Origin of the sequence: Hyphobacterium sp. CCMP332 (genome assembly GCF_014323565.1) — a bacterium.
GTDB lineage: Bacteria > Pseudomonadota > Alphaproteobacteria > Caulobacterales > Maricaulaceae > Hyphobacterium.
In genome coordinates this window covers 2143785-2156518 of record NZ_CP058669.1, presented here as the reverse complement: position 1 = coordinate 2156518, position 12734 = coordinate 2143785, and the positions used below count along the sequence as shown (strand labels likewise).

At 62.5% G+C, this 12734-nt stretch carries 15 protein-coding genes; 6 read left to right on the top strand and 9 right to left on the bottom strand.

Features of this window, described 5'->3' with window-relative positions; translation table 11 throughout:
• Window positions 1–144 precede the first annotated feature (144 nt).
• The 4 genes from HXX25_RS10845 (at window position 145) to HXX25_RS10830 (ending at window position 3769) form a co-directional block, all read left to right on the top strand.
• The gene (locus HXX25_RS10845; protein WP_187165931.1) at window positions 145–453 is read left to right on the top strand and encodes a hypothetical protein; all 309 of its coding nucleotides are present in this window, start codon (window positions 145–147) and stop codon (window positions 451–453) included.
• Window positions 454–513: 60 nt separating this feature from the next.
• Window positions 514–1791: a dicarboxylate/amino acid:cation symporter gene (locus tag HXX25_RS10840; protein WP_187165930.1), complete on the top strand. Its 1278-nt coding sequence runs from the start codon at window positions 514–516 to the stop codon at window positions 1789–1791.
• 84 nt (window positions 1792–1875) lie between these two features.
• Window positions 1876–2457 (top strand): hypothetical protein, encoded by a 582-nt coding sequence (locus tag HXX25_RS10835; protein WP_187165929.1) that lies wholly within the window; start codon window positions 1876–1878, stop codon window positions 2455–2457.
• 943 nt (window positions 2458–3400) lie between these two features.
• Entirely contained in the window at window positions 3401–3769 is a 369-nt protein-coding gene (locus tag HXX25_RS10830) for a DUF983 domain-containing protein (protein ID WP_233346649.1), read from the top strand.
• 531 nt (window positions 3770–4300) lie between these two features.
• Here HXX25_RS10830 and rplS read toward each other — a convergent pair.
• The 8 genes from rplS to ffh form a co-directional block, all read right to left on the bottom strand.
• Window positions 4301–4696, bottom strand: a complete 396-nt coding sequence (rplS, locus tag HXX25_RS10825; RefSeq protein WP_187165928.1) for a 50S ribosomal protein L19 — start codon at window positions 4694–4696, stop codon at window positions 4301–4303.
• A complete protein-coding gene (trmD, locus tag HXX25_RS10820; RefSeq protein WP_187165927.1) occupies window positions 4693–5403 on the bottom strand; it encodes a tRNA (guanosine(37)-N1)-methyltransferase TrmD in 711 nt (236 codons plus the stop codon). Before trmD ends, rplS begins: the two co-directional genes overlap by 4 nt.
• 12 nt (window positions 5404–5415) lie before the next feature.
• Complete coding sequence (locus HXX25_RS10815) at window positions 5416–5592, bottom strand: hypothetical protein (protein ID WP_187165926.1); 177 nt, start codon at window positions 5590–5592, stop codon at window positions 5416–5418.
• On the bottom strand, window positions 5589–6314 hold the full coding sequence (locus HXX25_RS10810) for a hypothetical protein (protein ID WP_187165925.1): 726 nt from the start codon (window positions 6312–6314) through the stop codon (window positions 5589–5591). Before HXX25_RS10810 ends, HXX25_RS10815 begins: the two co-directional genes overlap by 4 nt.
• Window positions 6315–6317: 3 nt before the next feature.
• Window positions 6318–6920 carry a hypothetical protein gene (locus tag HXX25_RS10805; protein WP_187165924.1) on the bottom strand — a complete coding sequence of 201 codons (603 nt, stop codon included), beginning with the start codon at window positions 6918–6920 and terminating at the stop codon, window positions 6318–6320.
• Between the two features lie 53 nt (window positions 6921–6973).
• Window positions 6974–7498 (bottom strand): ribosome maturation factor RimM, encoded by a 525-nt coding sequence (gene rimM / locus HXX25_RS10800; RefSeq protein WP_187165923.1) that lies wholly within the window; start codon window positions 7496–7498, stop codon window positions 6974–6976.
• Window positions 7499–7674: 176 nt separating this feature from the next.
• The gene (gene rpsP / locus HXX25_RS14430; protein WP_187165922.1) at window positions 7675–8199 is read right to left on the bottom strand and encodes a 30S ribosomal protein S16; all 525 of its coding nucleotides are present in this window, start codon (window positions 8197–8199) and stop codon (window positions 7675–7677) included.
• Window positions 8200–8240: 41 nt separating this feature from the next.
• A complete protein-coding gene (gene ffh / locus HXX25_RS10790; RefSeq protein ID WP_187165921.1) occupies window positions 8241–9764 on the bottom strand; it encodes a signal recognition particle protein in 1524 nt (507 codons plus the stop codon).
• A gap of 239 nt (window positions 9765–10003) precedes the next feature.
• Here ffh and HXX25_RS10785 point away from each other — a divergent pair, with 239 nt between their 5' ends.
• The gene (locus tag HXX25_RS10785; protein ID WP_187165920.1) at window positions 10004–11431 is read left to right on the top strand and encodes a glutamate-cysteine ligase family protein; all 1428 of its coding nucleotides are present in this window, start codon (window positions 10004–10006) and stop codon (window positions 11429–11431) included.
• Window positions 11419–12420 (top strand): succinylglutamate desuccinylase/aspartoacylase family protein, encoded by a 1002-nt coding sequence (locus HXX25_RS10780; protein ID WP_187165919.1) that lies wholly within the window; start codon window positions 11419–11421, stop codon window positions 12418–12420. Before HXX25_RS10785 ends, HXX25_RS10780 begins: the two co-directional genes overlap by 13 nt.
• Here HXX25_RS10780 and HXX25_RS10775 read toward each other — a convergent pair.
• Complete coding sequence (locus HXX25_RS10775; protein WP_187165918.1) at window positions 12417–12722, bottom strand: hypothetical protein; 306 nt, start codon at window positions 12720–12722, stop codon at window positions 12417–12419. The genes HXX25_RS10780 and HXX25_RS10775 overlap by 4 nt on opposite strands.
• Between the last annotated feature and the right edge of the window lie 12 nt (window positions 12723–12734).

The window sequence follows — 12734 nt, the reverse complement described above, 5'->3', positions numbered from 1 at the left end:
AAGGCGGCCTTCGGGCCGCCTTTTCACTTTTTGTTAGTATATGATGTGACCGCCAAAAATGTATTTTCTTATTGTTTTTTCTGAGTTTATCCGAGTTTTCCAGAGGGCTTTGACATTCAATAAAAACTCCGTATAGTCACCATTATGGCAATGTTTCAGAACCCATACGAAGTGGTCGTTTCGCACGATCGTGATGGCCATGACGGCGGTGAAGCCGCGCGTTCGAGCCATTATTTCTCTGCCAATACGATGCAGAGTGCGAACGGCTATCGCGATATCAGCTGGTCGCGGCTGGGAATCCAGATTCTGGTAGCCCTGCCGTTGATGTCCGCTCCGCTGATCGAGGCCATGGGCGATCTGGGCCTTTTTGCCATGATCGCCGGTGCCGGTCTGGCCGGCGTGACGGCCTATGTCGGCCTCGCCAAGCTTCTCGACGCAACACGCCGCCGTTGACGCGGCTCTGAACCGGCCTAGTCTGCCGCCATCATAATGGCCGGGCGGGAGGCGGTTTTCATGTTCAATTTCTGGTTTGGAATTACCCTGTGGAAGCGCGTGCTTGGTGCGCTGGTTCTGGGGATCGGCTTCGGCTTGCTGATTCAGCAGCTCATGGGCGATCAGGCTGAATCCTTCCTTGATGGATATATCCGCCCCTATGGCGAGATTTTCATCGCCCTGATCCGGATGATGATCGTGCCGCTGATCTTCACCACGCTGGTGGCGGGTGTTGTGGCGATGAAGGAGCCTGCCAAGCTGGGCACGCTCGGCCTGATGACGGTGGGGCTCTATCTGGTCACCACCTTCTTCGCGAATGTGATCGGCCTGATCTTCGGAACCATCATGCGCCCCGGTGCCGGCGCCGCCGAAGCGCTCGCCGGTGCGACCCCCGAAGCGATTTCCCAGGCGCGGCCTTCGGGCTGGGACCAGATCCTCGACATTATCCAGAACCCCGCTGCGGCGATGGCGGATGCGAATATCCTCGCCATCATCTTCTTCGCCCTGCTTTTCGGGATCGGCATTCTTCTGGCCGGGTCCAAGGGTGAGCTTGTCGGCAAATTCTTCGAAAGCGCGTCGGAAGCGGTTCTGAAGGTCACGACCGTCGTCATGGAGTTTGCGCCGTTTGGTGTCTTCGCGCTGATTTCGTACACGACTGTTGCCTATGGCATCGAGGCCTTCCAGTCGATTTTCTGGCTGATCCTGACGGTCTATCTCGGCCTCTTCACGCATATGGTCCTGATCTATGGCGGCCTGATCAAGGTGATTTTGCGCCTGCCGGCGATCCGCTTCTTCCGCGGCGTTGTCGATGCCCAGGCGGTGGCGTTTTCCACCTCGTCGAGCTCGGCGACTTTGCCGGTGACAATCACCAATGCGCGCCGCAATCTGGGTGTGCCCAAGGGCGTCGCCGGTTCGGTGCTGCCGCTGGGTGCGACGATCAACATGGACGGGACGGCGCTCTATCTCGGCATTCTGGCGCTGTTCGCCTCGCAGGCGTTCGGCATCGAGCTGACGCTGATGAATTACTTCATGATCGCGGTCACCGCTGCGGTCGTGTCGATCGGCGCTGCGGGCATTCCGTCGGCCTCGCTCTTCCTCCTGGCGACGGTGCTCAGCACGTTCGGAGCGACGCCCGAGCAGATCGCCCTGGTGGTGGGATTCATCCTGCCGGTTGACCGGATCATGGATATGGCGCGGACGGTGGTGAATGTCACCGGCGATGCCGCTGTGGCCACGACCGTCGCCAAATGGGAGGGCGAGCTCGACGAGGAGACGTTCCGCGATCCGGCGACGATCTAGGCGGCAGCCGTTTGCGAGTTGGCAAGCGGCTGACCTGCCACGTTCTGGCCTTAATCCGGCTGCAATCTGACGCTCATGGGATGGGTGCGGTTTCTCCTTGCCGCTGCGGCATTGCCTGCGATTCTGGCAGGCGTCTGGCTGGTTTTTCACTGGCAGAGCCAGACCGGTATTGATCCCGGCATGCCCCTTCTCACCACCGCGCCACTGGACGTCTGCGAGGCGTTTCAGGCGGCTGCGGTCTCCACCACGTTGACGGCGGAACGCCAGCTCGACGACGCACCGGCCCGGGCCTATGCGGCGGCTGCGGATGCGTTCGTCGCCTCGGAGCTGGCCGCGGCGGTGTGTGATCCGGCCGACTGGGCCGATCCCAAATTGCGCACCCGCCCGCCCGAGCTTCAGAATGCCGCGTACAGCCGGCTGGCAGAGGGCGCGATCAGCGGTTTTGAAACCGCCTGTGCGGCGCTGGATGAGAGCGTGCTGGCCGAAGACGCGTATCGCGATCTGCTGACAGAGACGGGCCAGAGCGAATATGCGCACTGGCTGAAAGAGAGCGCCGCGGCCTATGTCTGTTCTGATCGCCCGCGCCACCGGATCGGCCCGGCCGCTTCTGCCGGTCCGCATCCGCTGTTTCAATCCAATCTGATCGCCGTTTCGGCCCGGCATTGAGGCGAAAATCCGCGGCGGAATTTGGGCCGGCGTGGATAAGTCTGGAAAAATCGCGATTTTGTCTCCTACTACAACTACTACAATTCCGGTTATGGCCCCTGCCATAAGCGCGGCGATGGCGCGTTGGTTTGAAAAGCGGGTGCAGATCATGGCGGCAGTCTAACCGCGGACGGGCGCGGGGGGATTGTTGCGTGGTTCGAGGCTGCCTGCGGCAGCACCTCACCATGAGGTCGGTTAGAGGTTGAAATTCAAGATCACCTCATCCTGAGGTGCGAGCGGAGTGAGCCTCGAAGGAGGCTTCCAGCGTGGTGCATGGTTCGAGGCCTGGCTTGTGCCGGGCACCTCACTCCCCGATCAAATCGGGGACAGGCATGAGGTCACACATAAACGCGTCATCACCCGGTTTATCCGGGTGATCTCTTGAGACCCTCCGGTCAAGCCGGAGGGTGACGGAGTTGAAGAGGGCATGCGTGGTTCACGGCGGGGCTGACCCCCCCTCACCCTGAGGTCTTCTATTCTGCGTCATCCCTGCGAAAGCAGGGACCCAGTTGCGCCCTTTCCACCGGCGCGCCCTGAGCCAACCTGCCGCCAGCTTTGACGCCGCGCAGATTGAGGGCCGGTCTTTGCTGCTCCACTGTTGCTCTGGGTCCCTGCTTTATCCGCTTCCGCGGGCACAAGTCGCAGGGATGACGGGAGGGGGTGAGGGGTTGGTTTCCTCCCCTGTTTACGGGGGTGAGGGCCCCCAAGATTGATCCGGTGGATCAATCGACGGCCCGAACGGCAGCTCAGCGAAAGACGGAGGGGGCAGGATGACGCCCGCCATTCGCCCCCCTCGGCCCTCCGGGCCACTCCGCCCGCAGGCGGGGGAGAAAGGCGCTGCACCGAGCAGGCTTGCCGGGCGGCGTTATCCGGCGCATGCAGGCGGGATGTGGCGGACAGAGGCGTGACGACATTGAGCCAGACCGGGTTTCCTTCCCTGATGACGGCCTGCTGGCGCGGCTTTCGTCTGCTCTGCCCGCACTGCGGCCGGGCCAGGCTGTTCACGCGTTATCTGAAACCGGTCGAGGTGTGCGGCCATTGCGGAGCGGATTATTCGGACATCCGGGCGGATGATGGTCCGGCCTGGCTGACCGTCCTCCTGATGGGGCCGTTTCTGGTACCGCTGGCCTTTGGCATTGCGGTGTCCGGCTGGCCGGCGGTTTTCACCTATCCGGTTCTGGCGGTGGTCATCGTCGGCAGTGTGCTGCTGCTCCTGCCACGGATGAAGGGCGTTGTGATCGGCGTGCTGCATGTCAGCCGTCTGGGGAAATAGCGACCTGTTTTGCGTCATCCGGGAAAGGCGAAGCCTTATCCGGGACCCATGCTGTTACCGTGAAACAACCGGAATGGGTTCCGGGTTCCCGCTTGCGGCGGTCCCCGGAATGACGGGGGGCAGGGGCGTGCGTGGTTCGAGGCTGCCTGCGGCAGCACCTCACCATGAGGTCGGTTAGAGGTTGAAATTCAAGATCACCTCATCCTGAGGTGCGAGCGGAGTGAGCCTCGAAGGAGGCTTCCAGCGTGGTGCATGGTTTGAGGCCGGCTTGCGCCAGGCACCTCACTCCCCGATCAAGTAGGGGACATGAGGTCATTCAAGTCCCGTCATCCCGGACGACACGTAGTGGCGATCCGGGACCCATGCCTTAACCGCGAAACTTCCGGAATGGGTTCCGGGTTCCCGCCATTGGCGGTCCCCGGAATGACGGAGTGGAGGGCGGCCCCGGACTGACGCAAAAGGGCTGCGGGCGCAAACAAAAAGGCCCGCCGGTGAGGGCGGGCCTTTTCAATTCTGTATGCGAAACGTCGCTTACGACTTTTTCTCGCGGCCGTTTTCCATATTCCGGCCGGTGGTACGCTCGGAGATCCGGGCCGACTTGCCGCGGCGATCGCGCAGATAATAGAGCTTGGCACGGCGGACATTACCGCGGCGCACGATCTCGATCTGCTCGACATTCGGCGAATAGACCGGGAAGACCCGCTCGACGCCTTCACCGAAGGAGATCTTGCGGACCGTGAAGCTCTCCTGCAGGCCGGCACCATTGCGGCCGAGGCAGACGCCTTCAAAGATCTGGATCCGCTCGCGCTCGCCCTCTTTGATGCGCACATGCACTTTCAGCGTATCGCCCTGATCGAAATCCGGGTGGGATTTTTCGCCGATCACACGGACAGCTTCGTCTTTTTCAATCTTCTCGATGAGGTTCATCGGTTGTCTCCTTGCCGGCGGATGTGGCGGTCCCACAAATCCGGACGTCGTTCCTGCGTCACTTTTTTCGCCATTTCCCGGCGCCACGCGGCCACACGGCCATGATCACCAGACAACAGCACTTCCGGGATCTCCTCCCCCTCCCACTCGCGCGGACGCGTGTATTGGGGGTATTCGAGGAGATCACCCTCGAAACTCTCTTCTTCGGCCGAGGCCGGATCCCCCAATACTCCGGGGATCAGACGCACGCACGCCTCGATGAGGCAGAGCGCGGCCGCTTCGCCGCCGGCGAGAACCGCGTCACCGACGCTGATCTCTTCCAGCTGCCGCGTCCTGATGACCCTTTCGTCAAGGCCTTCAAAACGCCCGCAAAACACCACAACGCCGGGACCCGCGGCCAGCTCCCTTGCGCGGGATTGGCTGAACGGACGGCCCCGTGGCGTCAGATAAATCCGCGGCCGTTCCTCTTCAAAAGAGGCGTCCACCGCATCTATTGCCGCCGCCGCCACATCCGGGCGCAAGACCATTCCGGCCCCGCCGCCAGCAGGCGTGTCGTCAACGGAGGCGTGCTTATGACGGGAAAATTCCCGGATGTCCACCGTTTCTAGCGCCCATAATCCCTTCTTTTGTGCAGCCCCGATCAGGGAGACACCAAGCGGCCCGGGAAAGGCCTCCGGAAAGAGGGTGAGAACACTGGCGGTAAACATGACGCGCGGCGTTTAGCAGAGGGCGGAGCGCTTGGCGAGTCGGGGGTTATTGTATTGTTCCAGGGGAGCGTGCTGGAACCAGACCTCGCTAGCGGTCAGCAATTCGGTATGGCGCATCGGGCCGGTATTGCGCCGTTCCTCGTCCGTCTTAACGGCGCTCTGCAACAGCAGCGCCGGTCCGGTCATCACGGGTTGGCCTCCAGCGGGATTTCGCAATGCGGCGCCGGTGGCGGCGGGATGTTGATAGGCTGCTGGAACCAGAAGGAGAGGCTGGTTTCCTGACAATAGACGTCCTCGTCGCCGACAAAGACATAGCGCTCCACCACGCTGCCGGAGACGCGCTCGAACGCCTCTTCAAGGCCCGGTGTCAGACAGGTGACGCCTTGCGTCTCGGCCTGGTTGTCGATGACGTGAAAACTGATCGTGCAGACGGCCGGTGCGCCGCGCCGGGCCTGCGAATTGGGATAGCTGGGCACGGCGCCCAGAACCATTGTGGTTTCGGCGAGCCAGTCGGGCCGGTCCGGCTCGTTCAGATTGCGCCGCATCAACAGACGCCCGCGCACGGTGTCGCGGCGCATCTGGCTGTCGGTATTGCGGCGGGTCTCGAAATTCATCACCTCATAGGCGCGCGCCTCGACCTCTTCGGTCAGATCGCCGGCCGGGCAGCTGACTTCCAGATCGCGCGGACTTCGCCGTCCGGCCTGGAAGGACCAGGTGCAGACCACATTGCGCGGTCCCGAATAGCGCTCGGGTTCGACATAGCTGGCATCGAGCTCGCCCTGTCCGGCAAATCCGTCCTCGCCCAGCGCGGCTCCGGCCAGATCCGGCACATTCGCCGGGTCGGTTGGCGCCGTATCGGGATCCTTGACGTCCTGCACCAGCAGTGCGGCGGCCAGCAGAAATCCGATCATCCCCTACTCCTCACTGTCCGCGCAATCGGGCACATCCGGGAAGCCGGGGGACGGGTTTTCGGGATGCGGGAAATCCACCCGGTAGGTCTGTGGCAGGGGTGTGCCGGTATTGACGTAATGCGAGCGGCGGATGGCGCGGCGCATTTCGCGGATGAATTCGCCGCGGAAATCCCCGGCGCGGCAGCGGATGCAGATATTTTCCGGCACCCCTTCAATGACCTCATAGGTTGCCGTGCAGGCCCCGCTGACGGCACTGCGATAGGCATTCACCGGATAATAGGCATTGATGCGCGAAATCACGCCGGGCTGAATCCGCCAATAGGTTTCGCCATCAATCTGTTCGGGACGGAAGAAGATGCGCCCGGTCATGTCGCGCACGCTGAGATCATTCAGGACGGGCGTCGCCTCTCTGATCTGGCGGCGCACCTGGTCTTCCATCACTTCGCGGTTTTCGACATCCGGGCAGTCGGGAATAATCCGGAAGGCCCGCCCGCTGCGGGTCTGGAAGGCCGCATCGCAATAGATGGTGTCCGTGGCAGGGCCTGTTGCGGCACCTTCAGGCGGCACGGCAAAGCTGGCCAGTAGCAGGCCGAAAATCCATTCCATGAAACATACTCCCCAGGATTGATTGCAACCCTAACAATCAAAACCGGGAGCTGTCAGCCTTTTTCCTCGGCACCGTCCTCGCCGTCATCCTCGGGCAGGATCACCGTGACCTTGCGGTCATTCAGCGAGATGTCGGGCACGGCGTCGCGCGTGAAGGCGACGAAGATGCGGCCCGATGAGGTGTCGATTTCGAGCAGGTCGCCGGCACCGAAATTTTGCACAGAGGCAATCTTGCCAAGGTGCTCACCCTCGGGCGAAACGGCGTCGAGGCCCAGAAGGTCGGTGATGTAGAATTCGTCCTCGTCCGTCGCCGGCAGGGCTTCGCGCGGGGCATAAAGCTTCGTGCCGCGCAGGGCGGCGACCGCCTCGCGTTGCAGGTTTTCCCTGAAAGTGACGACAAATCCATCCTTCACCGGACGCCATTTCACCGGCGTCAGGACGGGCTTTCCCGCCTCGTCCAGAAAGGGCCCATAGCTGAAGCAGGCCACCGGATCCGCCGTGTAGGAGCGGATCCGCGCCTCACCCCGGACGCCATGCGCGCCCTTGATCTGGGCGATGGTGATGAGTTTGTTTGCCATGGCCAAATCCTGCCGGGTGCTTCGAGGCTCGCTGTCGCTCGCACCTCAGCATGAGGTGAATGATAATCCGTTATCTACCTCACCCTGAGGTGCTGACGCAGTCAGCCTCGAAGGGCTCCGACGAAAAGACCGCCCCCCTCCCCACAAGGGGGAGGGAAAGGCTTAGCAAGGCGGCCCTAGCCTTCCTTCTTGTCGTCTTCTGCCGCAGCTTCTTCAGCCGGCGCTTCAGCAGCGGATTCTTCAGCCGGAGCTTCGGCAGCAGCGTCTTCGGCAGGGGCTTCTTCCGCAGGTGCTTCCTCAGCCGGAGCGGCCGCGGCTTCAGCGGCAGCCGCCTTGGCTTCTTCCTCGGCGGCTTTCAGCTCGGCAGCCTTTTCGGCCTTCTCGGTGATGCGTTCCTGTGCCTTCTGGCCCGGCTTGCCCTTGTTCGGGTTGTCGCCATGCTTCCAGGCATAGGTCTCGGGCGCAGCCTCGTGCATGAAGCGGGCGACGCGATCGGTCGGGCGGGCGCCCTTGGCATACCATTCCGCGATCTTTTCCATGTTGAGCTTCACGCGCTCGGCATCCTTCGGCAGCATCGGATTATAGGAACCGACGCGATCGATGAAGCGGCCATCGCGCGGCGAGCGCGAGTCAGCAATGACGATGCGGTAGAAGGGGCGTTTCTTGGAGCCCGCGCGGGACATGCGAATTTTCAGTGCCATGGTTCAGTTTCCTTGAGTTTTATAAGATTGATCTGATGTGATTATTTCTTGCCAAAGCCGATCGGCAGGCCGTCCGGCCCGAGTTGCGGTGCGCCCCCGAGCCCCGGCAGGGTGGAGCCGCCGGAGGCCGGTTGGTCCGCACCGGGAAGGCCGGGCAGGCCGCCGCTTTTGGCGCCGCCCTTCATGCGTTCCAGCAAGGCCGGATCGGGACCGCCGCCGCCCGGAGGCGTGAAACCGGCCATCATGCCGCGCGGGCCTTTCTTGCCGGCCTTCTTCATCATGTCGGCCATCTGGCGGTGCATTTTCAAAAGCTTGTTGACTTCCGGCACGCCGACGCCGGCGCCCGCAGCGATCCGCTTGCGGCGCGAGGCCTTGATCAGTTCCGGCTTCTTGCGTTCCTGCCGCGTCATCGAGGAGATGATTGCGCCCTGTTTTCTGAGCAGGCTGTCATCCATGCCGGCGGCTGCGGCCTGTGCCTGCATCTTCTTGTTCATGCCCGGCAAGAGGCCCATGATTCCGCCCAGACCGCCCATTTTCTGCAATTGCTTCAACTGCTCGGCGAGGTCGTCCATGTCGAACTTGCCCTTCGCCATCTTGCGGGCGAGGCGTTCGGCCTTTTCCTGATCGACGTCTTCAGCGGCGCGTTCAACGAGGGCGACGATATCGCCGCGGCCCAGAATACGGCCCGCCATGCGCTTGGCATCGAAGTTGTCGAGACCGTCGACCTTTTCGGACGTACCGACAAACTTGATCGGCAGGCCGGTGACATGGCGCATGGAGAGGGCGGCACCGCCGCGGCCATCGCCATCCATGCGGGTCAGAACAAGGCCGGTCAGCGGCAGACGTTCATGGAAGCGCCGGGCGGTCTCGACGGCATCCTGACCGGTCAGCGCATCGGCGACCAGCAGGGTTTCGCGCGGACGGGCGACATCGGAGATCGCCCTGGCTTCTGCCATCATGTCTTCATCGATGGAGGTGCGGCCCGCCGTATCGAGGATGATGACGTCATAGCCTTGCAGGCGGCCCGATTGAAGGGCGCGCCTGGCGATATCGACCGCGCCCTGGCCCTTGACGATGGGCAGGAAGCCGGCCTCGGCCTGGGCGGCCATTTGCTGCAATTGCTCCATCGCCGCCGGACGGCGCGTATCGAGCGAGGCGAGCAGGACTTTCTTCTTGTCGCGGGTCTGGATGCGGCGCGCCAGCTTGGCCGAGGTGGTGGTTTTACCCGAGCCCTGCAAACCGGCCATCAGGATGACGATGGGCGGTTCCCCGTCCAGCGACAGACCTTCCGGTTCGCCTGTCCCGCCCAGCAATTCCACCAGACCGTCATGGACGATCTTGATGACTTGCTGGCCCGGGGCGACGGCGCGGATAACATCCTCGCCAATCGCGCGTTCCTTGATGCCGGCAATGAAGCTCTTGACGACGGGCAGGGCGACATCGGCTTCCAGAAGCGCGGTGCGAATTTCGCGCAGGGCCTTGTCGACGTCTTTCTCCGAAAGCGCGCCGCGTCCGGTCAGGCTGTCAAAAACCCCGGAAAGCCGTTCTGTTAAAGCGTCGAACATGTGTTCGCCCGTCTCCATTGCCGCATTATGCAGACACGGGAAATACCACCCCGGTGAGCGAAAACTTCGCCGACCGCGGGACCTCGCCGACATCGCGTGCCGGTCAAGGCAAGCATCCCTGCTTGCATGTGAGCGGCGGGAGTTACGCGCCTGCAGCAGGATTGTCAAGAAATGCGGCCATCCGCCACTTGGAAGACGGCGATGATCGCGTCTAAAGTCGGTTAGCGGGGAGGGTGCGCATGGGGCAGGAAGTAAACGATCGCGACTATGTCGATGCGCCGGCCTTCCTGAAACGCCTGCGCGCCGAGACGCGGCTCGTGGCTGACTGTTTCCGGGACAATCGCTTCGAGACCTTTGATCCGCCGATGATCGGGGCGGAGGTCGAAGCCTGGCTGGTCGATGACAACTGGCTGCCAGCGCCGGAAAACGACGCCTTCCTGGAAAAACTGGGCGAACCGCTGGCCACGCATGAACTCGCGCGGTTCAATTTCGAGCTCAATCTGGATCCGCATTCCCTGCCCGGCGGCCTGCCGAAGCTGAAGGATCAGATCGGAAAACTCTGGGATGATTGTACGCAAGCGGCGAATACGCTGGGCCTGAAGCCGCTGATGATCGGCACCCCGCCGACCCTCATCCAGGACATGCTGTCGCTGGACACGATGACGCCGTCCAACCGCTACAAGGCGCTGAACGAGCAGGTCATGAAGGTGCGCGGCAAGCCTACCGAGATCGAGATTGCGCGGCGTGAGCAATTGCAGCTCGCCCAGAACCATCTGATGATCGAGGCGGCCTGCACGTCCCTGCAGACCCATCTGACGGTCAATCCCGGTGAGGAAGAAGCGCGGATGTTCAATGCCGCGCAGATCGCCGCCGGACCTGTCACCGCCATCTCCGCCAATTCTCCCTTCCTCTATGGCCGCCGGCTGTGGGAGGAGACGCGCATTCCCGCCTTTGAACAGGCGATCGGCATTCCCTCTTTCAGGGGGCGCGATGGCGCCAAAGTCGGCCGCGTGACTTTTGGTGCGGGCTGGTTGCGCAAGAGCCTCATGGAACTTTTCCTGGAAAATCTGGACGGGCATGACGCCCTTCTGCCGCTGATCGAGGATCAGTCGCCAGAAAAACTCCGGCATTTCAAACTCCAGAACGGCACGCTGTGGCGCTGGAACCGGCCCATTGTCGGCGGTGATTGTTCCGGCACGCCGCATCTGCGCATTGAAAACCGGGTGACGCCGGCCGGCCCGACGGTGACGGACATGGTGGCCAATGCCGCTTTCTTCATCGGCCTGACCCGGCATCTGGCGGCGCGGGACACGGCTCCGGAGACGGACATGCCATTTGCGGCAGCCCGCGCGAATTTCTATGCTTGTGCGCGCCGTGGTCTCGGGGCCTCCGTGCAGTGGATTGATGGCGAGATGCATGATGTGCAGCGCCTGATATATGACCATCTGGTCGATGCGGCGCGCGACGGGCTGATCACGTCCGGCGTGCCGGAACATGAAGCCAAAGCCGTGACGGCCCCCATTCGCGAACGGGCGAAATCCGGTCAGAATGGCGCCGCCTGGCAACGCAGCTGGGTCAATTGCCATGGCCGGGACTTTCAGGGTCTGGTAGCAGCCTATTACGAGAATCAGCAGGGCGGGCGGCCGGTACATACATGGCGGATCTAGAGTTTCCGATTGAGCGGTATGCGGCTTTGCCTGACCTCTCGGGCCTTGCCGCGCGCGATGTGCGCACCGTGTTTCCCGAAAGCGCGCTGATCGCGCTGGAGGGGCGTCAGAAACAGCCGCTTTTCGTGTCGGCCCTGATTCATGGCAATGAAACCGTCGGCTGGGAGGCGCTGAAACGGCTTCAGGCCTGGATGGCGGATCATCCGCTGCCGCGGTCCCTGTTGATCTTCATCGGCAATGTCCGCGCCGCAGAGCGGCAGTTACGCATGGTGCCGGGGCGCCCCGATTATAACCGCATCTGGCGGGCGGGTGAGACGCCCGAGCACGAGCTGGCGGCGCGGGTGACGGAGATTGTCCGCGCGGCCCAACCTTTCGCCGCCATTGATCTGCACAATAATACCGGGGCCAATCCGCATTATGCGCTGGTCCATCACGAGCGGCCGGAAGATCTGCAACTGACCAGCCTGTTCTCGCCCAATGCCATGATGACGCACAATCCGCCCGGCACGTGTAGCGAGGCCATGTCGGCCTTCTGCCCGGCGATCACGGCAGAATGTGGTCATTCGGGTGTGGCGGCGAATGAAGACGCGGCCTTCAATCTGGTGCGGGATGTGCTGCATCTCGATCACTGGCGCGGCGCGCCGGATCTGCCGCTGGATCTCTATACGGTGACCGGCCGCATCCTGATCGATCCGGACGCGCGCATGGTCTTTGAACATGGGGCGGAGGGTGATGTGGAATTTCCCGCCAGTCTGGAAAAATGGAATTTCTTCGACCGCCCGGCCGGCTCCACTTTTGCCCGCATCCTCAATTGCGGGAATCCCGTGCGCGTGACCACCGAGACCGGCGAAGACGTGACTGACCTGTGCTTTGTCCGTGAGGGCGACCGCCTGATCCTGAAGCGGGACTTCACCCCCGCCATGCTGACCACGAATGAAGCCGCCATCCGCGATGATTGCCTCGGCTATCTGATGGAAAAGGCGGGTTAGGCGCGCAGCCGCCGGGCGAGCTCCGGCAGACTCAGCACCAGCCAGAGGGCCGCCCAGATATTCCCGAGAATGGGCAGGGGCGCGATCCAGAGGATGGCGCGCAGGGGGTGCTTTTCAAAGAAGGCCATGATCAGGGCCAGAAAGAAAAAGCCGAGATAAAGATCAAACAGTGTCACCCGTCCCCACGGGTCGGACATCAGCCAGGCACCTGCCGCACCGAAATCGCCGGTCGTAAAGGCCAGCCAGATCAGCCCGCCGAGTGCGAGGCCGCCAAGAGCGGTGAGAAGCCGTAAAATGATCATGGTGCTGATTCC

Bases quoted from the DNA above. Each gene is read 5' to 3' on its own strand.
- rplS (WP_187165928.1), bottom strand. From the start codon at position 4,696: ATGAACCTCATCGAGAAGATTGAAAAAGACGAAGCTGTCCGTGTGATC.
- HXX25_RS10785 (WP_187165920.1), top strand. From the start codon at position 10,004: ATGGGGCAGGAAGTAAACGATCGCGACTATGTCGATGCGCCGGCCTTC.
- HXX25_RS10775 (WP_187165918.1), bottom strand. From the start codon at position 12,722: ATGATCATTTTACGGCTTCTCACCGCTCTTGGCGGCCTCGCACTCGGC.
- rpsP (WP_187165922.1), bottom strand. From the start codon at position 8,199: ATGGCACTGAAAATTCGCATGTCCCGCGCGGGCTCCAAGAAACGCCCC.
- HXX25_RS10780 (WP_187165919.1), top strand. From the start codon at position 11,419: ATGGCGGATCTAGAGTTTCCGATTGAGCGGTATGCGGCTTTGCCTGAC.
- trmD (WP_187165927.1), bottom strand. From the start codon at position 5,403: ATGTTTACCGCCAGTGTTCTCACCCTCTTTCCGGAGGCCTTTCCCGGG.
- HXX25_RS10845 (WP_187165931.1), top strand. From the start codon at position 145: ATGGCAATGTTTCAGAACCCATACGAAGTGGTCGTTTCGCACGATCGT.
- HXX25_RS10805 (WP_187165924.1), bottom strand. From the start codon at position 6,920: ATGGAATGGATTTTCGGCCTGCTACTGGCCAGCTTTGCCGTGCCGCCT.
- HXX25_RS10840 (WP_187165930.1), top strand. From the start codon at position 514: ATGTTCAATTTCTGGTTTGGAATTACCCTGTGGAAGCGCGTGCTTGGT.
- rimM (WP_187165923.1), bottom strand. From the start codon at position 7,498: ATGGCAAACAAACTCATCACCATCGCCCAGATCAAGGGCGCGCATGGC.
- HXX25_RS10810 (WP_187165925.1), bottom strand. From the start codon at position 6,314: ATGATCGGATTTCTGCTGGCCGCCGCACTGCTGGTGCAGGACGTCAAG.
- ffh (WP_187165921.1), bottom strand. From the start codon at position 9,764: ATGTTCGACGCTTTAACAGAACGGCTTTCCGGGGTTTTTGACAGCCTG.